The 22,915-nt window shown below is 65.1% G+C and carries 22 protein-coding genes and 1 other RNA gene; 14 read left to right on the top strand and 9 right to left on the bottom strand.

The window, feature by feature from the left end; all coding sequences use genetic code 11:
* Positions 1-70 precede the first annotated feature (70 nt).
* The 5 genes from ffs (at position 71) to recR (ending at position 3,947) form a co-directional block, all read left to right on the top strand.
* An RNA gene (ffs, locus tag EV663_RS09835) (signal recognition particle sRNA small type) lies at positions 71-167 on the top strand.
* Positions 168-232: 65 nt separating this feature from the next.
* Positions 233-1,150 (top strand): MBL fold metallo-hydrolase, encoded by a 918-nt coding sequence (locus EV663_RS09830; RefSeq protein WP_132951622.1) that lies wholly within the window; start codon positions 233-235, stop codon positions 1,148-1,150.
* A gap of 68 nt (positions 1,151-1,218) precedes the next feature.
* Entirely contained in the window at positions 1,219-2,982 is a 1,764-nt protein-coding gene (locus EV663_RS09825; protein WP_132951621.1) for a DNA polymerase III subunit gamma/tau, read from the top strand.
* A 16-nt stretch (positions 2,983-2,998) separates the two neighbouring features.
* A complete protein-coding gene (locus EV663_RS09820; RefSeq protein ID WP_132951620.1) occupies positions 2,999-3,343 on the top strand; it encodes a YbaB/EbfC family nucleoid-associated protein in 345 nt (114 codons plus the stop codon).
* Positions 3,344-3,347: 4 nt separating this feature from the next.
* The gene (gene recR, locus EV663_RS09815) at positions 3,348-3,947 is read left to right on the top strand and encodes a recombination mediator RecR (RefSeq protein ID WP_132951619.1); all 600 of its coding nucleotides are present in this window, start codon (positions 3,348-3,350) and stop codon (positions 3,945-3,947) included.
* An 86-nt stretch (positions 3,948-4,033) separates the two neighbouring features.
* Here recR and EV663_RS09810 read toward each other — a convergent pair whose 3' ends face one another.
* Entirely contained in the window at positions 4,034-4,780 is a 747-nt protein-coding gene (locus EV663_RS09810) for a DUF1013 domain-containing protein (RefSeq protein ID WP_132951618.1), read from the bottom strand.
* A 130-nt stretch (positions 4,781-4,910) separates the two neighbouring features.
* Here EV663_RS09810 and EV663_RS09805 point away from each other — a divergent pair, with 130 nt between their 5' ends.
* Both EV663_RS09805 and EV663_RS09800 read left to right on the top strand, forming a co-directional pair.
* Positions 4,911-5,555, top strand: a complete 645-nt coding sequence (locus EV663_RS09805; protein WP_132951617.1) for a ribonuclease T2 family protein — start codon at positions 4,911-4,913, stop codon at positions 5,553-5,555.
* Positions 5,556-5,666: 111 nt separating this feature from the next.
* Positions 5,667-6,116: a Dps family protein gene (locus tag EV663_RS09800; RefSeq protein WP_132951616.1), complete on the top strand. Its 450-nt coding sequence runs from the start codon at positions 5,667-5,669 to the stop codon at positions 6,114-6,116.
* A 17-nt stretch (positions 6,117-6,133) separates the two neighbouring features.
* Here the strand turns inward: EV663_RS09800 and EV663_RS09795 are convergent, their stop codons facing one another.
* The 3 genes from EV663_RS09795 to EV663_RS09785 form a co-directional block, all read right to left on the bottom strand.
* A complete protein-coding gene (locus EV663_RS09795; RefSeq protein WP_132951649.1) occupies positions 6,134-6,871 on the bottom strand; it encodes a metallophosphoesterase in 738 nt (245 codons plus the stop codon).
* 86 nt (positions 6,872-6,957) lie between these two features.
* Positions 6,958-8,553, bottom strand: coding sequence for a phosphoglycerate dehydrogenase (gene serA, locus EV663_RS09790; protein ID WP_132951615.1), 1,596 nt, complete (start codon positions 8,551-8,553; stop codon positions 6,958-6,960).
* 81 nt (positions 8,554-8,634) lie between these two features.
* A complete protein-coding gene (locus EV663_RS09785; protein WP_132951614.1) occupies positions 8,635-9,780 on the bottom strand; it encodes a phosphoserine transaminase in 1,146 nt (381 codons plus the stop codon).
* Between the two features lie 158 nt (positions 9,781-9,938).
* Between EV663_RS09785 and serB the strand changes: the two genes are divergently transcribed.
* The 3 genes from serB to rlmN all read left to right on the top strand — a co-directional run bounded on the left by serB (position 9,939) and on the right by rlmN (position 12,894).
* Positions 9,939-10,814: a phosphoserine phosphatase SerB gene (gene serB / locus EV663_RS09780; protein WP_132951613.1), complete on the top strand. Its 876-nt coding sequence runs from the start codon at positions 9,939-9,941 to the stop codon at positions 10,812-10,814.
* 173 nt (positions 10,815-10,987) lie between these two features.
* Positions 10,988-11,557, top strand: coding sequence for an invasion associated locus B family protein (locus tag EV663_RS09775; RefSeq protein WP_243697928.1), 570 nt, complete (start codon positions 10,988-10,990; stop codon positions 11,555-11,557).
* 107 nt (positions 11,558-11,664) lie between these two features.
* Positions 11,665-12,894 carry a dual-specificity RNA methyltransferase RlmN gene (gene rlmN / locus EV663_RS09770; RefSeq protein ID WP_132951612.1) on the top strand — a complete coding sequence of 410 codons (1,230 nt, stop codon included), beginning with the start codon at positions 11,665-11,667 and terminating at the stop codon, positions 12,892-12,894.
* 108 nt (positions 12,895-13,002) lie between these two features.
* Here the strand turns inward: rlmN and EV663_RS09765 are convergent, their stop codons facing one another.
* From EV663_RS09765 to map, 3 genes are all read right to left on the bottom strand, one after another.
* Positions 13,003-14,040: a TRAP transporter substrate-binding protein gene (locus EV663_RS09765; protein WP_132951611.1), complete on the bottom strand. Its 1,038-nt coding sequence runs from the start codon at positions 14,038-14,040 to the stop codon at positions 13,003-13,005.
* Positions 14,041-14,118: 78 nt separating this feature from the next.
* Positions 14,119-15,675 carry an alpha/beta hydrolase family protein gene (locus EV663_RS09760; protein WP_243697927.1) on the bottom strand — a complete coding sequence of 519 codons (1,557 nt, stop codon included), beginning with the start codon at positions 15,673-15,675 and terminating at the stop codon, positions 14,119-14,121.
* Positions 15,676-15,760: 85 nt separating this feature from the next.
* Positions 15,761-16,573: a type I methionyl aminopeptidase gene (map, locus tag EV663_RS09755; protein WP_132951610.1), complete on the bottom strand. Its 813-nt coding sequence runs from the start codon at positions 16,571-16,573 to the stop codon at positions 15,761-15,763.
* A 206-nt stretch (positions 16,574-16,779) separates the two neighbouring features.
* Between map and EV663_RS09750 the strand changes: the two genes are divergently transcribed.
* Genes EV663_RS09750 through EV663_RS09735 form a run of 4 tightly spaced genes read left to right on the top strand, consistent with a single transcriptional unit; the run spans position 16,780 to position 19,771 of the window.
* Positions 16,780-17,511 carry a competence/damage-inducible protein A gene (locus tag EV663_RS09750; RefSeq protein WP_132951609.1) on the top strand — a complete coding sequence of 244 codons (732 nt, stop codon included), beginning with the start codon at positions 16,780-16,782 and terminating at the stop codon, positions 17,509-17,511.
* Positions 17,508-18,224, top strand: coding sequence for a GNAT family N-acetyltransferase (locus EV663_RS09745; protein WP_132951608.1), 717 nt, complete (start codon positions 17,508-17,510; stop codon positions 18,222-18,224). Before EV663_RS09750 ends, EV663_RS09745 begins: the two co-directional genes overlap by 4 nt.
* 15 nt (positions 18,225-18,239) lie before the next feature.
* Positions 18,240-18,815 carry a peroxidase-related enzyme gene (locus EV663_RS09740; RefSeq protein WP_132951607.1) on the top strand — a complete coding sequence of 192 codons (576 nt, stop codon included), beginning with the start codon at positions 18,240-18,242 and terminating at the stop codon, positions 18,813-18,815.
* Complete coding sequence (locus EV663_RS09735) at positions 18,812-19,771, top strand: OmpA family protein (protein ID WP_132951606.1); 960 nt, start codon at positions 18,812-18,814, stop codon at positions 19,769-19,771. The genes EV663_RS09740 and EV663_RS09735 overlap by 4 nt, the downstream gene beginning before the upstream one ends.
* A gap of 6 nt (positions 19,772-19,777) precedes the next feature.
* On the opposite strand, the gene EV663_RS09730 is transcribed toward EV663_RS09735, so the two are convergent.
* Positions 19,778-20,680 (bottom strand): LysR family transcriptional regulator, encoded by a 903-nt coding sequence (locus tag EV663_RS09730; protein ID WP_132951605.1) that lies wholly within the window; start codon positions 20,678-20,680, stop codon positions 19,778-19,780.
* 173 nt (positions 20,681-20,853) lie between these two features.
* Positions 20,854-22,869 (bottom strand): NADPH-dependent 2,4-dienoyl-CoA reductase, encoded by a 2,016-nt coding sequence (locus EV663_RS09725; protein ID WP_132951604.1) that lies wholly within the window; start codon positions 22,867-22,869, stop codon positions 20,854-20,856.
* Positions 22,870-22,915 lie beyond the last annotated feature (46 nt).

The raw sequence follows: 22,915 nt of genomic DNA, 5'->3' as shown, positions 1-22,915 counted from the left end.
TGCCGGCCTCGCCAATGGCAACCGGCGCGCGGCCTTGCGAATCCGGTTCGTGACGCCTATGTAACGTCGCGAGAGGTTGGCGCGGGCGAGCGCCTCGCCAACCCGGTCAGGTCCGGAAGGAAGCAGCCGTAACGAGTCCCGCACGGGTCGCTGTCCAGCCTCTCACCCTCCCCAAACCACTGTGCAGGATCGTCGCAACACCCTATGCTGACTGGCAAAGGGAGTTTCATCCATGCGCCTCATGCCCATCCTCGTCGCCCTTTTGCCAAGTGCCGCCCCGGCGCTGGCAGGACCCGTGATCGAAACACAAGAGGTCGCGCCGGGCGTTTACGCATTGATCGGCCCGACGGGACAGCGCGACCCTGAAAACCTGGGTAACAATGCCACCTTCGGCCTGGTGGTGACCGCGGAATGGGGCGCGGTGCTGATCGATCCCGGCGCCACTTGGGAGGGCGCAGCAACGATCCACGAGACCGTTCGCCAAATCACCGATCAGCCGATAGAATACGTCGTCAACACCGGCGGGCAGGATCACCGCTGGCTGGGAAACGATTACTGGCAGGCCATGGGCGCCATGGTGATCGCGTCGAAAGATGCGGTCGCCGACCAGCAGGCGCGCGCATCCAGGCAACTGAGCGCGCTGAACCAACTCGTGGGCAAAGGCGCCGAGGGCACCTATCCCTCTCATGCAGACATCACCTTCGAGGACAGCTATCGGCTGGCCATCGGCGACGCGATCTTGCACATCGTCCACCCCGGCCCCGCGCACACACCGGGCGACAGCTTTGTCTGGCATCCCCAAAGCGGCACGGTCTTTACCGGCGACATCGTCTATATCGAGCGGATTGCGGGGGTGATGGAATTTTCCGACCCCGCCGCATGGATCGACAGTTTCAACGCTATGGCCGCGCTGAACCCGGCGCATGTCGTTCCCGGCCATGGCCCTGTGAGCGACCTGGCCACAGCCGCCCGCGATACGCTGGACTACCTTGTCAACCTGCGCACCCGGATCGGCGCCCATATCGAGGCGGGCGGCGATATCCTCGGGTCGGTCGATGTCGACCAGTCGGCCTTTTCCTATCTCGAAAATTTCGACCAGTTGGCCGGGCGCAACGCGCAAGAGGTCTATTCCCGGATGGAATGGGAGTAACACCCGCCGCTGGACGGCGGCTGTCCGCCCCCCTACCCTGAGACCCGCCCGCGAATCCGAGAGGCCCCATGTCCGAGACCCAAGGCACCGCCTACCAGGTGCTCGCCCGCAAGTATCGCCCCGCGACATTCACCGACCTGATCGGCCAGGACGCGATGGTGCGCACACTGAAGAATGCCTTTGCCGCGGACCGGATCGCGCAGGCCTTCGTGATGACGGGCATCCGCGGCACCGGGAAAACCACCACCGCGCGGATCATCGCCAAGGGGATGAACTGCATCGGCCCCGACGGCACGGGCGGCCCCACGACCGAGCCTTGCGGCGTCTGCGAACATTGCGTCGCGATTGCCGAAGGCCGCCATGTCGACGTTATGGAAATGGACGCCGCCAGCCGAACCGGCGTGAACGACATACGCGAGATCATCGACAGCGTGGCCTATCGCGCGGCCTCGGCGCGCTACAAGATCTATATCATCGACGAGGTTCACATGCTGTCCAACAACGCGTTCAACGCGCTGTTGAAAACACTTGAGGAACCCCCGGCCCATGTGAAGTTCATCTTTGCCACCACGGAAATCCGCAAGGTGCCGGTCACGGTCCTGTCGCGATGCCAGCGATTCGACCTGCGCCGGATAGAACCCGAGGTGATGATCGCGCATCTTAAGAAGATCGCAGCTCTGGAAAACGCGTCCATCACCGACGATGCACTGGGCCTGATCACTCGCGCCGCCGAAGGGTCCGTCCGCGACGCGATGAGCCTGCTTGACCAGGCGATTTCCCAGGGCGCGGGCGAAACCACTGCCGATCAGGTCCGCGCGATGCTGGGGCTGGCCGATCGCGGCCGGGTGCTGGATCTCTTTGACCTGATCATGGCGGGCGATGCGGCGGGCGCGCTGGCGGAACTCTCGGCGCAATATGCCGACGGGGCCGACCCGATGGCGGTGCTGCGCGACCTGGCCGAGATCACCCATTGGCTGAGCGTGATTTCCATCACCCCTGAGGCCGCCGACGATCCCACCGTTTCCCCCGACGAACGTGCGCGCGGGCTGGCGATGGCGGATCGCTTGCCGATGCGGGTCTTGACGCGCATGTGGCAGATGCTGCTCAAGGCGCTGGAAGAGGTGGCGATGGCCCCGAACGCCATGATGGCGGCGGAAATGGCGGTGATCAGGCTGACGCATGTATCCACCCTACCCTCACCCGAGGAACTGGTGAAAAAGCTGTCCGAAACACCACCGTCGGGCGGCCATGGCCCGGCCGGCCCGGCGGGGGGCGGTGCGGGAGGCGGCCCGAATGGCGGCGGCCCGGTCGGCCTTGCCGCGCCTCGCCCCCCCGCGTCCATGTCAGGCAGGGGCGGCCCGGTTGCCGCGCTGGCCCGCGAACCCGAGACGTCGCTTGCGCAGTATGCCTGTTTTGACCAGGTGATAGAGCTGATCCGCGCCAACCGCGACGCGAAACTCCTGGTCGATGTGGAAACGGGCCTGCGCCTGGCCAGCTACAGCCCCGGCCGGATCGCATTCGAACCGACCGAGGACGCCCCCAAAGACCTTGCAGCGCGTCTGGCCCAACGCCTGCAAACCTGGACCGGGATACGCTGGGTCGTGTCGGTCGTGGGCACGGGTGGCGCGGCCACCATCGCCGAGGAACGCGACGCAGAATTCATGGCATTGCAGGCACAGGCAAGGCAACACCCCCTGACCCAGGCTGTATTTGCCGCCTTTCCAAAGGCAAGGATCATCGACATAAGAACCCCCGAAGACCTCGCCGCGCAGGCCGCCCAAGAGGCCCTTCCCGAGGTCGAGGATGAATGGGACCCCTTCGAGGACAGCTAAGCAAAGGAGCGACTGAATGCTGAAAGGATTGGGCGGTCTTGGCGACATGGCCAAGATGATGAAGGCCGCGCAGGAAATGCAGGGCAAGATGGCCCAGCTTCAGGTCGACCTGGCCAATATCATCGTCCTGGGCGAAAGCGGCGCCGGCCTGGTCAAGGCCACCGCGACCGCCAAGGGCACCCTGACGGGCCTGGACATCGACCCCTCGATCTTCAACGCCGAGGAAAAGGAAGTGGTCGAGGACCTGATCCTGGCCGCGATCAAGGACGCCCAGGAAAAGGCGCTGGAACGGACCAAGGACGAGACCCGGAAACTGGCCGAATCCATGGGTCTGCCGCCGGGCATGGACCTGCCGGTCTGAGACCGTGACCGACCGGCCCCGCGAGATCGAGACGCTGATCGAGATGATGGCGCGGTTGCCGGGGCTCGGCCCCCGATCGGCGCGGCGCGCGGTGCTGCATCTTGTCAAGAAACGGGCGGTGCTCCTGGTGCCGCTTGCCCAGGCCATGCAGCAGGCCGCCGAAACCGCCCGCGAATGCCAATGCTGCGGCAATATCACGACCACCGAAATCTGCGAGATCTGCACCGACCCCGAGCGCACCACCGGCACGATCTGCGTGGTCGAGGATGTGGCCGACCTGTGGGCCATCGAACGCGGGGGGGTGTTCAAGGGACGCTATCACGTCCTTGGTGGCACGCTTTCGGCGCTGGATGCGGTAGGCCCGGACGAATTGCGCATCCCGACCCTTGCGGCACGGGTGCGCGACGAGGGCATATCAGAGGTGATCCTGGCATTGAATGCCACCGTCGACGGCCAGACCACCGCCCATTACATCGCCGACGCCCTGGCAGATACCGGTGTTACCCTGACCTCTCTGGCCCAGGGCGTTCCGATCGGGGGCGAACTTGATTACCTTGACGATGGAACCATCAGCGCAGCCCTGAAGGCCCGCAAGGGATTCTGATCGGGTTGCATGGCCGCCGCCCAACTCGGCCCCCCCCGTGAATGGAAAAACCCGGCCGCGCGGGGCCGGGTCATTGCGGGGACGGCTCAGCGGAGATCGTCCTCGTCGTCGTCAGTGTCCGGCAGGTTGAAGAAACTGTCGGCATCCGGCAGCGTATCCTCCCTGTCGTCGTCGTCGCGCCCGCCCAAGGTAAAGGTTTCCAGCCCCGAAATCGCGGTGGGGATCTTGGGTTCCGTGGCCATTTCCAGAGATTGCTCGGTCGAAACCAGCTTGCGCCGCTCATCATCCGACATCAACTCGCCCGCTGCGGCCTTGGCCTTGGCGGCCTTCTGCACGGCGGCATCAAGTTCGGATTGCTTGCAAAGACCCAGCGCGACCGGGTCGATCGGCTGGATGTTGGCGATGTTCCAATGCGTTCGCTCGCGGATCGTCTGGATCGTCGGCTTGGTCGTGCCAACCAGTTTCGAGATTTGTCCATCGCTCAGTTCAGGATGAAACTTGACCAGCCACAGGATCGCCGCGGGCCGGTCCTGCCGCTTGGACAGCGGGGTATAACGCGGCCCGCGGCGTTTTTCCTCGCCCACCGAGGCGGGGTTGAACTTGAGCTTGAGGCTGTAAAGCGGATCGGCCTCACCCTTGGTGATCTCTTCGGGATTGAGCTGGTTATTCGCGATCGGATCGAACCCCTTGACCCCGGCGGCCACGTCGCCATCGGCGATGCCCTGCACCTCCAGTTCGTGCAGGCCGCAAAAATCGCCGATCTGCTTGAAACTCAGCGTGGTGTTGTCGATCAGCCAGACGGCGGTGGCCTTGGCCATAAGCGGCTTGTTCATTGGCCTCACTCCTCTAAACGCACATGGGGCTCCCCTGCCGGGAAAACGGCTGCGCCCTGCGGCGCCGATCCTCGTTTTCGGGGAGGTTGCGACGTTCTATACTGCGCCCGAGGAGCGGATAAAAGAGAAAATGCGCTGGATTGCACTCCTGATGCTGACCGCAACGCTGGCCCGGGCCGAGGGCGAGACGGTCGGCGCGTTCGACTACTACGTTCTTGCGCTGAGCTGGTCACCGACCTGGTGCGCGCTTGAAGGAGATCGTCACAACAGCCCGCAATGCGATGCCGAGGCCGGTCATGGCTGGATTCTGCATGGTCTATGGCCGCAATTCGAACGTGGCTGGCCCAGCGATTGCCCGACGCCCCACCCAAACCCCTCGCGCCAACAGACCGAAGCGATGATCGACATCATGGGTAGTTCGGGCCTTGCGTGGTACCAGTGGCGCAAACATGGACGGTGCAGCGGGATGGATGCACCGGCCTATTTCGACGCCGCGCGCCGCGCCTATACCGCGGTGAATCGCCCCGATGTGTTCCGCAAGCTCAGGGGCTCGGTGCGATTACCCGCCGCCGTGGTCGAAGAGGCTTTCCTGCAAGCCAACCCCGACTGGCGCGCAGACATGGTCACCATCACCTGCAAGGCCGGGCGCATCCAGGAGGCCCGGCTATGCCTGACGCGCGATTTCGAACCGCGCTTGTGCGGCGAGGACGTGGTGCGCGATTGCCCGCTGCAAGACGCGCTGATGGCGCCGATCCGGTCTGGCGGGGCCTTTTGACACAGGGGCGAGCCCTTTGAAACGGCCAGCATGGGCATAGCTTTGGCCCAGCCACCCGCTGATATACGCGGGAAACCGGCCCTTGAAAGTCACATTGCAACGGAGACCACCATGACCAACGATACCCGCAAGGCTGTCGCCGAAGCCCTCGCCCGCGTATTGGGCGATACCTTTGTCCTTTACACCAAAGCCCATAATTTTCACTGGAATGTCGAGGGGCCGAAATTCTTTGCCCTGCACGAGATGTTCGAGGCCCAGTATACCGAACTAGCCGCGGCCATGGATGACATCGCCGAACGCATCCGCGCGCTGGACGAATACGCGCCTGGCACCACTGCGGCCCTGACCGCGCTGGCCAGCGTCACTGAAACCGACGCACAGCTTTCGGCCGAGGACATGGTTGCCGAAACGATCAAAGACTACGAAACCGTCTGCGCCACGCTTACAGAGGCGCTGAAAACCGCGCAGGACGCTGCAGACGAGGCCAGTGCCGGGATGCTGGGCGACCGTCTCGAGGTCCACCAGAAAGCACTCTGGATGATGAAAAGCCTTCTGAAATGATACGGTTACGCGTGCCCTCAGCCCACGGGGCCGAGCGGCACGCGGCCGTTTTCTGTCAACACGAATACCTCGCGGCCCTCGATCACGACGGCTGAAACGGGCCCGCCATAGCCTGCGCCGGTATCGAGGTTCACCCGATTGCCGTAATGGGTCACCTGTTCAACCGGGCTGTGACCATGCACGATCAACGCGCCGTGATCGCGCGGATCGTCAAGGAATTCGCCGCGAATCCAGATCAGGTCATCCTCGACTTGGTCCTCCAGCGCCCTGCCCGGCCGCACGCCCGCATGGCAGAAAAATACTTCGCCGCGACGAAAGGCGGGTAACAAACACTCCAGCAGGTCGCGATGGCCGCCCGGCACGGCGGCCACAGCCGCATCATGCAGCGCCGCAAGGTCGGGATGCATCCCGGTCTCGACCCCGTAAGAGGCCAGGGTCTCACGACCGCCTACATTGGGCGACAACCAGTCCAGGTCCGGGCGCCGGGGCTCCGGCTTGCAACCGGGGCGCAGGAAATACTGCATGAACCGGTCGTGATTGCCCCTGAGCAAGACCCAAGGCTGCCCCTCGACACGACCTTGATCCAGAAAGTCAAGAACACCGCGACTGTTGGGACCACGATCCACAAGATCGCCCAGATGCACCACGGGCGCCTGGTCGTCGCCGGTCAAGGCCCGGTCGGACGCGATCAGCGCATGCGCGGCGCGCAGCTTTTGTAGATGGCCGTGAACGTCACCGATGGCATAGCTGCGCAGCATGGGCCGCCCCTCTCCTGGCTTGAACGAAAAAGGTCCGCCGCAGCAAACGCGGCGGACCCCGGTCCTGTCAAACCCGAAAAGGCTCAGGCCACGTCGAATTCCAGCGGGCGCACGCGCTGGAACAGGCCCGTGGCCTTGAGTTCCTCGACCACATGGGCCGGGATCGGCTGGTCGAGGTAGAGAAGCGCGATCGCACTGTCCCCGATCGCGGTGCGGCCAAGCGTGAAGTTCGCGATGTTCACGCCATGCGCGCCCATCGTGCCACCCAGCGCACCGATGATGCCGGGCACGTCCTTGTTGGTCGTATAGAGCATGTGCTCGCCGATTTCGGCGTCGATATTGATGCCCTTGATCTGGATAAAGCGCGGCTTGCCATCCGAGAACACCGTACCGGCGATGGAGCGTTCGCGTTCGGACGTGACGACAGTGATCTTGATATAGCCGTCGAAAGTGCCCGACTTGTCCTGCGTGGTAACAGAACTGGCGATCCCGCGCTCCTTGGCCACGACCGGGGCAGAAACCATGTTGATGTCAGGATTGGCCACTTTCAACAGGCCGGCGATGGCCGAGGCGCTCAGCGCGGCGGTATTCATCTCGGCGGCGACACCGTCGTAGAGGATGTTGATGGCCTTGATCGGCTCATCGGTCAGTTGCCCGATGAACGACCCGATATGCCCGGCCAGCTTGATCCACGGCCCCATCACCTTGGCCTCTTCGGCGGTGATCGAGGGCATGTTGATCGCGTTGGTTACGGCACCGGTCAGCAGGTAATCGGCCATCTGCTCGGCCACCTGGAGGGCGACGTTTTCCTGCGCCTCGGTGGTGGAGGCGCCCAGATGCGGGGTGCAGACCACGTTGGGCAGGTTGAACAGCACGTTTTCCTTGGCCGGTTCAACCGCGAAGACGTCAAAGGCTGCCGCCGCGACATGGCCCGATTGCAGCATCTCGGCGAGCGCCGCCTCGTCGACCAGCCCGCCGCGGGCACAGTTGACGATGCGCACGCCCTTCTTGGTCTTCTTGAGGTTCTCGGCCGACAGGATATTCGCCGTCTTTTCGGTCATCGGCACGTGCAGGGTGATGAAATCTGCACGCGGCAGCAACTCGTCCAGCTCGACCTTGGTTACACCCAGCTTGTTGGCGCGTTCCTCGGACAGGAACGGGTCATAGGCCAGAACCTTCATCCGCAGCCCAAGCGCGCGATCGGCGACGATGGACCCGATATTGCCACAGCCGATCAGGCCCAGCGTCTTTCCGGTCACCTCAACACCCATGAAGCGGGATTTTTCCCACTTGCCCGCATGGGTCGAGGCGTTGGCCTCGGGGATCTGCCGGGCCGCGGCCATCATCATGGCGATGGCATGCTCGGCCGTGGTGATCGAGTTGCCAAAGGGCGTGTTCATTACGATCACGCCTTTTTTCGAGGCCGCCGGAATATCGACGTTGTCCACGCCGATGCCGGCGCGGCCGACGACCTTGAGGTTTTCGGCCGCCTCCAGGATCTTTTCAGTCACCTTGGTGGCCGAGCGGATGGCAAGGCCGTCATAATTGCCGATCACCTCGATCAGCTTATCCTTGTCCTTGCCCAGTTCGGGCATGAAATCGACGTCGATCCCGCGGTCGCGGAAAATCTGGACGGCAGTTTCGGACAGCGCGTCGGAAACGAGAACTTTGGGGGCCATCTCGGGCGCTCCTTTGTCACGAATGGGGGGATGGGGCCGGACGGGTATCACCCGGCCCCGAATTTTCGCAGAAAATTCGTCTCAGCCCTGAGCGGCTATCTCGGCCTCAAAGGCCCATTCCAGCCAGGGCAGCATCGCCTCGATATCGGCGGTCTCGACCGTCGCACCGCACCAGATGCGCAGCCCCGCGGGCGCGTCGCGATAGGCGCCGATGTCCAGCGCCACGCCTTCGGCTTCCAGCCGCTTGGCGACGGCCTTGGCAAAGGCGGCCCCATCGGCGATGCGGGCATCGGTGAATTTCAGGCAAACGCTGGTGTTCGACCGCGTGGCCGGGTCGACGGCCAGGTTGTCGATCCAGTCGCGCGCCGCGCAGAAATCGAAGATCGCTTGGGCATTCGCATCGGCCCGCGCCATCAGCGCAGGCAGCCCGCCGATGGATTTCGCCCAGTCCAGCGCGACGAGGTAATCCTCGACCGCCAGCATAGAGGGCGTGTTGATCGTCTCGCCGACGAAGATTCCCTCGATCAGCTTGCCGCCCTTTGTCAGGCGGAAGATCTTGGGCAGCGGCCAGGCCGGCGTGTAGCTTTCCAGCCGCTCGACCGCGCGGGGGCTGAGGATCAGCATGCCATGCGCGGCCTCGCCGCCCATCACCTTCTGCCAGGAGAAGGTGGTCACATCCAGCTTGTCCCAAGGCAGGTCCATCGCAAAGGCGGCGCTGGTCGCATCGCAGATCGTCAGACCGTCGCGATCCGCCGGGATCGCGTCACCGTTCGGCACACGCACGCCGCTGGTGGTGCCGTTCCAGGTAAAGACCACGTCCCTGTCGAAATCGACCTCGGCGAAATCGACGATCTCGCCATAGGGGGCTTCGCGCACGGTGGCGTCCAGCTTCAGCTGCTTGACCACGTCGCTGACCCAGCCCGCGCCGAAGCTTTCCCAGGCCAGCATCTCGACGCCGCGTTCGCCCAGCATCGACCACATCGCCATCTCGACGGCGCCGGTATCCGAGGCGGGAACAATACCGATCTTGTAATCGGCGGGGATGCCAAGGATCTCGCGCGTCTCTTCGATCGCGGCCTTCAGCTTGACCTTGCCCACCGCGGCGCGGTGCGAGCGGCCCAAGGCGGCGTCGTTCAGCTTGTCGAGAGAGAAGGTAGGAATCTTGGCACAGGGGCCAGAAGAAAAACGCGGATTAACCGGCCGCGCGGCCGGAGTCTCGATGACCATTGCTGGTATCCTTCCAGATATACGCCCCTCGTTGGGGAGGGGTGTCCCACGGACGCCTCTACGCTTGTTGCCCCTCTGGCGCAAGGGGGAAAACTACGCTATCGCGGCGCCTGAGCACCAAATTGCGACATGCGCCGCAGCCGATCGGAAACTTGCCCATGCACATCGTCACATTGCTGACCAATCCCGCCCATCCCACGCTGGAAACCGCCACGATCGAGGCCCTGTGCAACGCCTGGGGCGGCGCTGACATGCGCTGGCTGGCCCATGGCATCGCCGCCGAATTCGCGGTGGATACCCTGCCTGGCAATTTCTGGGATATCTGGTCCGAGTTGCAGGGGATCGGTGTCGACCTGGTCGCCCAGCCCGCCGAGGGGCGGCGCAAGAAGATGCTGATCGCGGACATGGATTCGACCATGATCGGGCAGGAATGTATCGACGAACTGGCCGACGAGGCCGGTATCGGCCCCCGCGTGGCGGATATCACCGCGCGCGCGATGAACGGCGAACTGGATTTCGAGGGCGCACTGCGTGAACGCGTGGGCCTGCTGGCGGGGCTGGATGTCGGCGTGGTCGACAAGGTGCTGGCCGAACGCATCACCTATACCCCCGGCGGGGCGGCCCTGGTCGCCACGATGAAGGCGAATGGCGCCCATTGCGTCCTGGTCTCGGGCGGATTCACGAATTTCGCGGCCAAGGTGGCGGCGGACCTGGGCTTTGACGACCACCAGGCCAATACCCTGCTGGTCGAAGACGGGAAGCTGACCGGCAAGGTCGCCGAGCCGATCCTGGGTCGCGAGGCCAAGATCGAGGCCCTGACGCGCATCTCCACCGACCTCGGCATCACGCCGGATCAGGTCATGGCGGTCGGCGACGGGGCCAATGACCTCGGCATGCTGGGCCTTGCCGGGGCGGGCGTCGCGCTCCATGCGAAACCGACCGTGGCCATGCAATGCGATATCCGCATCAACCATGGCGACCTGACCGCGCTTTTGTACCTGCAAGGCTACATGCAGGACGCGTTACGCGTCTGAGCACGCGCCGCCCGATCTCCACTTGGCCGCCCCGTCGTCACGACTGCGCAAATTTCCGCCAAGGGGGCTTTCAAATTTCGGCACGACTACGTTAGGTTGACGCCTATCGAGGTGCACAGAGCCGCGCCACTTAAAATCACGGGCGACAGGGCCCGGTCGGCGGGCAGCGGCGCATGAGACAGCAGGAGGCCGCGGCAGAAATGACATCCCCATTGCGAACGGCCCTTCTGGGCGGGGCGCTGGCGCTGATCGCGCTGGCCGGTCACGCCCAGGAGGAATCGACCAACAACGTCGCCGTCAAGACAGACTGGAGCGTTTTCGTCGAGGACGACCCGACCGAATGCTGGGGTGTCTCGCCGCCCAAGGAAACCGTGAACACGCGCGAAGGGCGCGTCGTCTCGGTGCGCCGGGGCGAGATCCTGCTTTTCGTGACGTTCCGGCCGGGGGCGGACGTATCGGGCGAGGTCTCCTTTACCGGCGGCTATCCCTTCGCATCGGATTCCACCGTCAGTCTCCAGATCGGCGATAACAGCTTCGAGTTGTTCACCGACAGTTCGTCGCCGGAATGGGCCTGGTCCGCCACGCCCCAGGACGATACCCGCATCGTCGCCGCCATGAAAGCCGGCGCAGAGGCCGTTCTCACCGGCCGTTCCGCGCGCGGCACGACCACCAGGGACACCTTCTCGCTGCTGGGTTTCACCGCCGCCCATGACGAAGCCCAGCGCCGCTGCGCGGGCAACTGAGTCCCGACAGCCGTATACCGCCTGCCCCTTGCGAGACGGGCGGGCGGCTTTATTTATGATGCTGATTGCTGTAGACCCCGCGCCCTGACCCCAAGGAGACGCGCCATATGTCCGTGACACCGCCCATCGCGCCCGAGGCAATGCTGATTCCCCGCAAGCCCGTGGTGTCCGACCGGCAAAACCTCGTGGGCCTGACCCGAGAGCAACTGCGCGCAGCACTTGTCACCGCAGGCACGCCCGACCGCCAGTCAAAGATGCGCGAGGTCCAGCTATGGCAATGGATCTACCAGAAAGGCGTGCGCGACTTCGACGCGATGACAAACCTCGCCAAGGAGTACCGGGCCCGGCTGAAGGAACACTTCGTGATCGAGGTGCCCGAGATCGTCACCCGCACGGTCTCTGCCGACGGCACGCGCAAATACCTTGTCCGCATTGCCGGCGGCCACGAGGTCGAGGTGGTCTATATCCCCGAGGAAGATCGCGGCACGCTGTGCATCTCGTCACAGGTGGGCTGTACGCTGACCTGCACCTTCTGTCATACCGGCACCCAGCGGCTTGTGCGCAACCTGACGGCGGGCGAAATCGTCGGCCAGATCATGCTGGCCCGCGACGACCTGGGCGAATGGCCCGAACCGGGGCGTCACCCCAAGGATGAAACCCGGCTGATTTCCAACATCGTGCTGATGGGCATGGGCGAACCTCTCTACAATTTCGAGGCCGTGCGCGATGCGATGCAGATCGCGATGGATGGCGAGGGGATATCGCTGTCACGCCGCCGCATCACGCTTTCGACCTGTGGGGTCGTACCCGAAATCGCCCGTACCGGGTCGGAAATCGGCTGCATGCTGGCGATCTCGCTACATGCCACCACGAACGAGCTGCGCAACACGCTGGTGCCGATCAACCGCAAATACCCGATCGCACAACTGTTCGAAGCGCTGCGCGCCTATCCGAAACTGTCCAATTCAGAACGCATCACCTTTGAGTACGTGATGCTGAAAGACGTGAATGACAGCGACGCGGATGCCCGCCGCCTGGTCAAGCTGATCGAGGGTATCCCGGCCAAGATCAATCTCATCCCGTTCAACGAATGGCCCGGATCGCCCTATGAGCGCTCTGACTGGGACCGGATCGAGGCGTTCGCCAATATCGTCTACAAGGCGGGCTACGCCTCGCCCATCCGCACGCCGCGGGGCGAGGACATCATGGCCGCTTGCGGTCAGCTCAAATCCGCGACCGAACGCTCGCGCAAGAACCGCTTCCAGATCGCGGCCGAGGCGGGGCTGCCCGAACCTGAACGCATTGTCCGCCGCCCCAACGCCCCCGACGTACACTAGGCACCGCCCTGCCCCTTCTTCTTGGGCCAAATACCCCGACACGCGGCCCCCGGACGGGGGCCGCCCACAAAAGGCGTGCGCGCGCCAGCGCGCGCAATCAACCGGGCGCTATCTGCTGGGCGCGCGGGTGATCTGCACCGCGGCCTGTACATCGGCAACCAACCCCGCGCCATCCAGCCCACGCTTGCCGACCTCGTCGATCCACTCGGCGATCACCTCGTCGCCCAGGGTCCTGACGCGGGCGGTTTCCGCCGCGCTCAGCGTGGCGAGGGCATTACCCGCCGCTGCCATCTGCCCGCGCCCTTCGGCATCGCCGATATCATGCGCCCGCCCTGCCATGGCCGAGGCATGAAAACCCGAATTGGCGTCGATCACCGCGCGCAGGTCGGGCGGCAGGCTGTCATATTTCGCCTTGTTCATCGCCCAGAGGAAGAACAGGTTATAAAGCGACCGGTCGCCTGCAACGTCGGTATGGCTGTCGGTCAACTCGTCCAGCTTTAGCGAGGGCGACATTTCCCAGGTTATCACGCCACCATCCAGCACCCCCTTGGCAAGTGCCTCGGGAAAGGCGGGTACGGCCATGCCGACAGGGGTGGCGCCGAGTTTTTTCAGCAACAGCGTCGCAGGCCGCGAGGGACCGCGCAGTTTCAACCCCTCGAAATCCTCGACCCTGGCAATGGGCCCGCCCTTTTTATGAACGATGCCCGGCCCGTGCATGTGGGCGGCGATCACCTTTACATCGGCGAAATCGTCCATCAGGTGCTTCTGGGTATAGACCCAGGCGGCCTTGCTTGCCTCTTCGGCAGTCTTGGTCGCGATAAAGGGCAGCTCCAGCGCCTCGGCCTGCGGAAAGCGGCCGGGCTGGTAGCCGGGGATCACCCAGCCGCCGTCGATCGCACCGTCGCGGATCAGGTCGTACTGGCTTGGCGCTTTTCCGCCCAGTTGCATAAGGGGATAGAGTTCCACCTTGATCCGTCCGCCAGACTCCACCTCGATCTTGTCGGCCCAGGGCTGCATGAAGTAGGTCGGGTTCGCCGAAAGCGGCGAGACGAAATGCTGGAACCGCAGCGTGACCTCTTGCGCGGCCGCGGCGGTAGCCAGGGCAAGAGAAACAAGCGCGGTCAGGGCAAGGCGCGGCAAACGCATGGGCATTCCTTTCGACTATACGCGGGCGGATCGCCTGAAACTGTATCGCATGGCCGGGCTACGCATCAACAGCCCGCCTCAGGCCTGGAACATCGGAAAGGTCACGCCCAGCGCCCAGGCCAGGAACAGGCCCAGCCCGATCCCCGCGCCCGCGGGCCGGGCCGTGGCGCGGCCGACCCAACCGCCCATCATCCCGAACAACAGGAAAAAGACCAGAACCACCGGCAGGATGATCAGCAAGAAGAACAATCGCTCGAAATCCAGCGCAGTTGCCAGCCCCAGCGACACCAGGAACGCGCCACGCGCCGTAACAGAGCGCCACAGGGGCGCGCGCCCGCCCTCGACCATCAGCGCATCGGACAGCATGTAGGGCACCGTCCCCACGGCCATCGCCGCGATGATCACCCCGCGCACGGGAACCGGGTAGAACGACATCACGTAACGATCCACGGCAAGGCCGAAAACGCCGATGCCGTAAAAGGCCACCAACCCGGCAAGGACCAGGATGCGCCGCACCTCGGCGCGGCCGGGCCATCGCACCTCGCCCCACCACCATAGCAGGCCCAGCGCCACAACACCGTAGGCCGCGAAATGTACCGCCAGGTAATCGGCCACCAGAACCGGCAGGAAGCGCGTGTCAAACGGCGCCAGTACCAGCGGCACGACCACCGCGGGCAACAGCGCCACCACGAGGAACCGGCGGCGCGACAGCGGTTCCGGGCGGGCGTCGTGCATCTTGCCGCGCAGGCGCGCCAGCGGCCAGCCCAGCGCCACGATGCCCGTCAGCAACAACGCGATCCAGCCGCCCATATGCGCCACCGGCCCCTGGCTTTGCGGTCGTCCAAAGGTCGCGTCCAGCCATCGCCGCGCCTCGCGCAACATGGTCGGGGCGTAGATCACGCCGATATGTTCCACGTTGGGCGCCAGCACCGCGCGCCGCCCGGTCCCGTTCGCCGGATCGCCCACGGTGTCGCCGAATTGCGCGGCCGGGTCGGCCATCTGCAAGGATTCGCGCGCGTCCCCGACCAACCGCCCCTCCCATTCGCCATTCACGATCAAGAGGTTGCGCGGCTCGCTCGCGGTGACATCGTCGCTGGACATGGCCACGGCGACGGTGGCGGCCAGCCGGTCATCCTGCCGGGCCTGCCGGATCGCGATATAGCTGCCCATGGAATGGGCCAGGATCGCGGCGCGCCCGTCTGCCCAGGGCCGGGCGAGTGCGGCATCGATGACGCGGCGCGTTTCATCCATCAACAACAACGCGGTACCGTCGGGGCTGGCCACGTCGCCCGACATCGGCACCGGGTTGCGACCATGCCCCTCGTAATCGAAAGCCACCACTGCGTATCCCGCCCGCGCCAGCGTCAGCGAACTGGCCTGCATCAATTGCCGCGACCCGGCAAAACCGTGCGAAACGATCACGACAGGGGCCGGGGGGGCATCGCGCAGGCGGTAGACGGTGGCCGGCGTGGTCCCGGTGCCCGTCAGCGGCTCGATCAGCACGCCGCGCCTTTCGTCCTCCAGTTGCCAGACCGAGATCGCGACAGCCAACACCGCCACGATCGCCACCGCCCAGCGGGCCGGCGTCAGCCGCCAGCCCGGCCGATGGGTGGACATCCTGTCATTCCGGGTCATGCCGTGTGCCATCCTTTCGCGTAACGTCCATCGCCCCGAAGTGTCGGGGCAAGCCCACGAAAGGCCCGCCGCCAGCACCGCCGTCTCAGGCGTAGGTCGGGTGGAACTTGCCCGCGGGCGAGAGGGTAAATATCTCGAATCCGGTCGCGGTCACGCCGATGGAGTGCTCGAACTGGGCCGAAAGCGACTTGTCTCGCGTCACCGCCGTCCAGTCATCGGATAGAACCTTGGTCTCGGGACGGCCGAGGTTGATCATCGGCTCGATGGTAAAGAACATGCCTTCCTCCAGCACCGGGCCGGTGCCTGCGCGGCCGTAATGCAGGACATTGGGCGGCGCGTGAAAGACGCGCCCCAACCCGTGACCACAGAAATCGCGCACCACGCTCATGCGTTGCGCCTCGACATAGGTCTGGATCGCCGCGCCGATATCGCCAAAGGTATTGCCGGGCTTGACCGCCTCGATCCCCAGCATCAGCGCATCATGGGTGACCTGGATCAGGCGTTCGGCCTTGCGCGGCAGTTTGCCGGCCACGTACATGCGCGAGGTATCGCCGAACCAGCCATCGACGATCACCGTCACGTCGATGTTCAGGATATCGCCGTCCTTGAGTTTCTTGTCGCCGGGAATACCGTGGCAGACCACGTGGTTGACCGAAATACAGCTTGCATGACGATAGCCCTTGTAGCCGATCGTGGCCGAGGTCGCGCCCTTGGCCTTGACCATGTCGGTGATCAGCCGGTCGATTTCCGCGGTGGTCTGGCCGGGAAAAACCGCCGGCGCGATCTCGTCCAGGATTTCCGCCGCCACCCGGCCAGCCGCGTGCATTCCCGCGAAATCCTCGGGGGCGTGGATACGGATGTTGTCCCTGGTGCGGCGGCCGCCGGATTTTTCGTCCAATGCTCTCTCCTTGGCTTTCGGCAACTAGATAAGGCGCTCTTGGCGGGAAGGCCAGAGGGCGGGGTCCATCTGCGGCGCAAGGTCCGGGCGGGGGCGGCGGGCCCGTGCCCGGGATAACGCCCCCCGCACCCCGCGCGCACGAGAGGGCTTTGAAACCGCATGGGCGGCACCTATACCGGGACCCAGGGCCGGACAAGGAGGGCGCCATGACCAACCCAACCGCCGCGATGCTTGTGATCGGGGACGAGATCCTGACCGGGCGCACGCGCGATGCAAACATGCATTTCCTCGCCGGAGAGTTGACCAAGCACGGGATCAGGCTGGCAGAGGTGCGGATCGTGCCCGATGTGCAAGACCGGATCGTCGCGGCGCTGAACGCGCTGCGGGCCGATCACGACACGGTGTTCACCTCGGGCGGCATCGGGCCGACCCATGACGATATCACCGCCGACGCGGTCGCGGCAGCCTTTGGCACGGGTATCGACGTGCGCGACGATGCCCGCGCGATCATGCAGGCCTATTGCGACAGCATGGGCCGCGACCTTAACGAGGCACGGCTGCGCATGGCGCGTATCCCCGACGGCGCCACTCTGATCGAGAACCCGGTTTCGGCCGCGCCGGGGTTCACACTTGGCAACGTGCATGTGATGGCCGGCGTGCCCTCGATCTTTCAGGCGATGGTTGCGGGCGTCCTGCCGACATTGACGGGGGGCGATCCGCTGTTGTCGCAAAACCTGACGGTAATGCGTGCAGAGGGCGATATCGCGAACGAGTTGCGCCGCCTGGCCGAGCGATTTCCCGATCTCTCGATCGGTTCCTATCCCTTCGTGCGTGAGGGGGCCTATGGCGCGAATATCGTGATCCGGGGCACCGACGGGGCGCGCATAGATGCCGCCATGACGGCACTGTCGGCCCTTTTTCCCGAGGCCGCAGCGTGAACATCACCGACCTCCTGGACCGGCAAGAGGCAACCTGGCCCCCTGCAGCGAAACACCGCGCGGGCGCGTTCTGCATCCGCGAGGGCCGGGGCGGCGGCAAGCGGGTCTGTGCCGCCACCGCCGAGGGACCGCTTGCCAAGACGGATATCCCCGCTGCCGAGCAGGCTATGGCCGCCCTGGGGCAAGAGGCCCTGTTCATGGTCGGCGCAGACGACGAGGCGCTGGACCGGGCACTGGAGGCGCGCGGCTACCGGATCATCGATCCGGTTCTTGTCCTTTCGGCGCCAGTTGCACTGCTGGCGGCCAAGCCGCCGCCGCCGGTCTCTGCGTTTACCGTAGAGGCCCCGCTGGCGATCATGCACGAAATCTGGGCCGAGAACGGTATCGGCCCGGCTCGCCTCGCGGTGATGGACCGCGTCACGAGGCCGAAAACCTACCTGCTGGCCCGTCAGGCCGATCGAGGCGCGGGTGCGTGCTTTGCCGCGACCTGTGACGGGATGGCCTTTGTTCACGCGCTGGTGGTTTCGCCGCGATATCGCCGCCAGGGCGCGGGTGCGAACATGATACGCGCCGCCGCGATCTGGGCACAAGATCACGGCGCAACGCGGGTGCTGGCCCTGGTGACGGATCATAACGCGGGCGCGCGGGCGCTCTATGCTTCATTGGGATTCGAGAATGTGGGACAGTTCCACTATCGAACCAATGCGCAATGATAATGGGGCCACGCCGTGACCAAGGACCAGGACTTGCCGACCGCGCTGAACCTGCCGCCGGTCGATCCGCTGCCGCCGGAGACACAGAAATATTTCGATCTCTGCACGCAAAAGCTGGGCCTCGTGCCCAACGTTCTGCGCGCCTATGCCTTTGACATCGCAAAGCTCGATGCCTTTTCGGCGATGTATAACGACGTGATGCTTGGCCCCAGCGGGCTGAGCAAGCTGGAACGCGAGATGATCGCCGTCGTCGTCTCCTCGATCAACCGGTGCTGGTATTGCCAGGTGGCCCATGGCGCGGCCGTGCGCGAATTGTCGGGCGATCCTGAACTGGGCGAGGCGATGGTGATGAACTATCGCGCGGTCCCGCTGGCACCGCGACAGCGGGCGATGCTGGATTTTGCGACCAAGCTGACCGAGGAAAGCCACAAGATCGAGGAACCTGACCGCCAAGCGCTGCGCGATCACGGTTTCAGCGACCGCGATATCTGGGACATCGCCGCGGTGGTGGGGTTTTTCAACATGTCGAACCGGATCGCCTCGGCCAGCGGGATGGAACCGAACACGGGCTATCACGGCGCGCACAGATGAGGCGGCGCGCCCTGACAATGGCGCTCGGGCTGGCGCTGGCTGCATCCGGCGTCGGGGCGGCGGGCCTTGACTGGCCCGCAGAGGCCGTGCTGGCCGCCGATGAGACCGTCACGCTGGACAGTGTCCAGATCCCTGTAGGCCCCTTTGACGGCACCGGCGTGGCGACGATACGCGCCGAAGGCACGATCGCGCGGCAGGTCTGGCAACAACCGCTTGAAGGTCGCAGCAGTCTGCAATTGTTGGCCCCCTTGCGGGCACAATTGCAGGCGCAAGACTTTCAGACGATCTATGAATGCGCCACGGAGGTTTGCGGAGGGTTCGACTTCCGTTTTGCCACCGACACCCTGCCGGAACCGCAAATGCATGTCGACCTGGGTGATTTCCGGTTCCTCTCGGCCCGCAGGCTGAGCGCAGGCGTGCCCGAATACATCACGCTCATGGTCAGCCGGTCAGCCAGCCGGGGGTTTGTACAGATCACAAGCATCACCGCACAGGCCAGTGACGCGACGGGGCCTGGGGGCAGGCACGGCCAGCCGCGGCCGACCCTGTCTGACACGGCCTGGGCCTCGGACACGGGTACGGACCTTGTCGCCCGTCTGACGCTCGACGGCCACGCGGTGCTGGATGACCTCGCCTTCGCCACGGGGGCAACAGAACTTGAAACAGGCCCCTTCGTCCCGCTTGAGGCGCTGGCGGCCTATCTGAATGCCAACCCCGCGCGCAAGGTTGTGCTGGTGGGACATACGGATGCCGAGGGCGGGCTTGAGGGCAACATCGCCCTGTCGCGCCGGCGCGCCGAGGCAGTGCGCCGCTATCTGCTGGACAGGCTGGACGTGGCGGCGGCACAGGTTTCGGCCGAGGGCGTGGGATATCTCGCGCCGCGGGACGACAACCTAACCGAGGCCGGCCGACGACAAAACCGGCGGGTCGAGGTTGTCTTGCTGGGCAAGGAATAGGACCGCTCAGACCAAGGTGTCACTGCCCGAAAACTTTTCCACCAGGAAGTCGATGAAGGCGCGCACCTTGGGCTGGGTAAACCGGCCCGGCGGATAAACGGCATAAATGCCCAGTGTTTCCAGAGGCAGGTCGGGGATCGCTTCTTCGACCAGGCCCTTGGTCATCGCCTCGCGGAACAGAAAGCTGGGCAGATAGGCGATACCCAGCCCTGACACCGCAGCGTTCAAAAGAGATTGGCCATCATTGACCGTCAGCCAGCCCGCGGTACGCACCTGCCGACGCTCGCCCGAGGGGGCGGTGATCTTCCAGACGTTGCCGCTGGCCTGGTTGGAATAATGCAAGAGCTTGTGCTCGTTCAGATCGTCAATCTTGTGCGGGCGGCCGTATTTCTCGAAATAGGAGGGCGCACCGATCATCCGCTTGGTGGTCTCGGCCAGCTTGCGCGCGCGCAGGCTGCTGTCTTCCAGGTCGCCGACGCGAACGGCCATGTCGAACCCTTCCGAGATCAGTTCGACATAGCGGTTGCTGAGCACCATGTTGACCGTCACATCGGGAAATTCGCTCAGGAATTCGCCCAACAGCGGCGACAGGTGGTTCACCCCGAAATCGGTAGCCACGGAAATGCGCAACAGCCCGGAGGGCGCCGATTGCATCGAGGTCACCAGCGCATCGGCCTCTCCGGCGTCGTTCAGCACACGCCGCGCGCGGTCGTAGTAGACAAGCCCGATCTCGGTAGGACTCACGCGGCGGGTGGTACGGTTGAGCAGGCGCGCGCCAAGCCGCGCCTCCAGCGAGGACACGTGTTTGGAGACCGCGGATTTCGAAATCCCCATCTTCCTGGCCGCGTCGGTGAACCCGCCCTGGTCAACGACCATGGCAAAAGCTTCCATTTCTGTCAGTCTGTCCATCGGGGACTCCCTTGCCCACACTGCCCACACGCGATGCCAGCCTCGCTGTGAAATCGGGCAGCATTTTGAAAGGCACAGGACAATACTGCGGTATCGCACGGATCGTTGGCCGGCCGGGAACAAGGCCGCAAGGCAGCATTAAGCCCAGTTGCGGAACGCGAACGGCGGCGGGCCTAGAGTTGCGCGGCCAGTCGAGCGCCCTGCGCGATGGCGCGCTTGGCGTCCAGCTCGGCGGCAACATCAGCCCCGCCGATCACGTGGCAGGCAATACCCCGCGCACTCAGCGCCTCGGCCAGGCCACGCCGCGGAACCTGCCCCGCGCAAAGGACGACCGTGTCGGCCGGGATCAGCCGCCGGTCGCCGCTCGACGCGATCTCGATCCCCTCGTGGGTGATCCTCTCGTAATGTACGCCGCCCAGCATCTCGACCGCCTTCATCCGCAGCGCGGCGCGGTGGATCCAGCCCGTGGTTTTGCCCAGCCGGCGGCCCGGCTTCTCGGGCTTCCTTTGCAACAGCGTCACCTGCCGCAGGGGCCGCGAGGGGCTGGGGCCGCCCGGCGCCAGCCCGCCGCGGTGGATCGCCGGGTCGCCCACGCCCCATTCCGCGCGCCAGTCCGTGGGGTCCAGCGTCGGGCTGCGCCCGGTCACCAGGAATTCGGCCACATCGAACCCGATGCCCCCCGCCCCCACGATGGCCACGCGCGGCCCCACCTCGGCCCCGCCCGCAAGCACGTCGGCATAGCCCAGCACATGGGGCAGGTCTTGCCCGGGGATGCCGGGATCGCGCGGGGTCACGCCGGTGGCGACCACCACCGCGTCGAACCCGGCCAGGTCCGCCGCCCCGGACGCGGTCGAAAGGCGCAGGTCGACCCCGCGCCGGTCCAGCATGGTTTCGTACCAGCCCACCAGCCCGTCGAACTCTTCCTTGCCGGGGATGCGGCGGGCCAGGTTCAACTGCCCGCCGATACTCTCGGCCTTGTCGAACAGCGTGACCCGGTGCCCGCGCTCGGCCGCGACCAGCGCCGCCGACAGCCCCGCGGGCCCGGCCCCCACCACGGCAATGCGTTTCGGCGCCTCTGCCTTTTCGTAGCGCAGTTCCGTTTCGAAACAGGCGCGCGGGTTGACCAGGCAGGTTGAAACCTTGCCCGAGAACGTGTGATCCAGGCAGGCCTGGTTGCAGGCGATACAGGGCGCGATCTCGTCGGCGCGGCCCGCTGCGGCCTTGGCCACGAACGCCTCGTCGGCCAGCCAGGGCCGCGCCATCGACACCATGTCGGCGCATCCCTCTGCCAATACGCGTTCGGCCAGATCGGGCGTGTTGATCCGGTTCGAGGTGATCAGCGGGATGCCCACCTTGCCCATCAGTTTCCGCGTCACCCAGGCGAACCCCGCCCGCGGCACCGAGGTGGCAATCGTCGGCACCCGCGCCTCGTGCCAGCCGATCCCGGTGTTCAGGATCGAGGCGCCCGCCTTTTCAACGCGTTGCGCCAGTTCCCGCACCTCGTCAAAGGTCGACCCGCCGGGGATGAGGTCGATCATCGACAGCCGGTAGATCAGGATGAAATCCGGCCCGACCGCCGCGCGGACACGCGCCACCACCTCCAGCGGCAGGCGCATCCGGTTTTCATAGCTGCCGCCCCAGCGGTCATTGCGCCTGTTGGTATGGGTGACCAGGAACTGGTTCAGGAAATACCCCTCCGACCCCATCACCTCGACCCCGTCATAGCCCGCCTCGCGGGCGCGGGTCGCGGCGGTCACGATATCGGCGATCTGCTTCTCGATGCCCTCTTCGTCCAACTCGGTCGGCGCAAAGGGCGAGATCGGCGACTTGATCGCGCTGGGGGCCACGCAATCGGGGCCATAGGCATAGCGGCCGGCATGCAGGATCTGCATCGCGATCAGCCCGCCCTCGGCATGCACGCGGTCCGTCACGCGGGCGTGGTTGGCGATGTCGTCATCGTTGTAAAGCCCCGCCGCGCCGGGAAAAACCCCGCCCTCGGGGTTCGGCGCCATACCCCCGGTCACGATCAGCCCGGCCCCGCCACGCGCGCGCAGCCCATAGAACTCGGCCACCCGGTTCCAGTCGCCGCGTTCCTCAAGCCCGGTATGCATCGAGCCCATCAGCACGCGGTTTCTCAGCGTCACATGGCCCAGGTCGAGCGGCGCCAGAAGATGCGGGTAATCGGTCATCAGATCGGTCCTCCCGCGGGACACACTGCGCCGCCCACGCGGCGCT

Origin of the sequence: Rhodovulum bhavnagarense (genome assembly GCF_004343505.1) — a bacterium.
Lineage (GTDB): Bacteria > Pseudomonadota > Alphaproteobacteria > Rhodobacterales > Rhodobacteraceae > Rhodovulum > Rhodovulum bhavnagarense.
The sequence above is the reverse complement of the archived record's forward strand: the minus strand, read 5'-3'. Positions and strand labels throughout refer to the sequence as shown.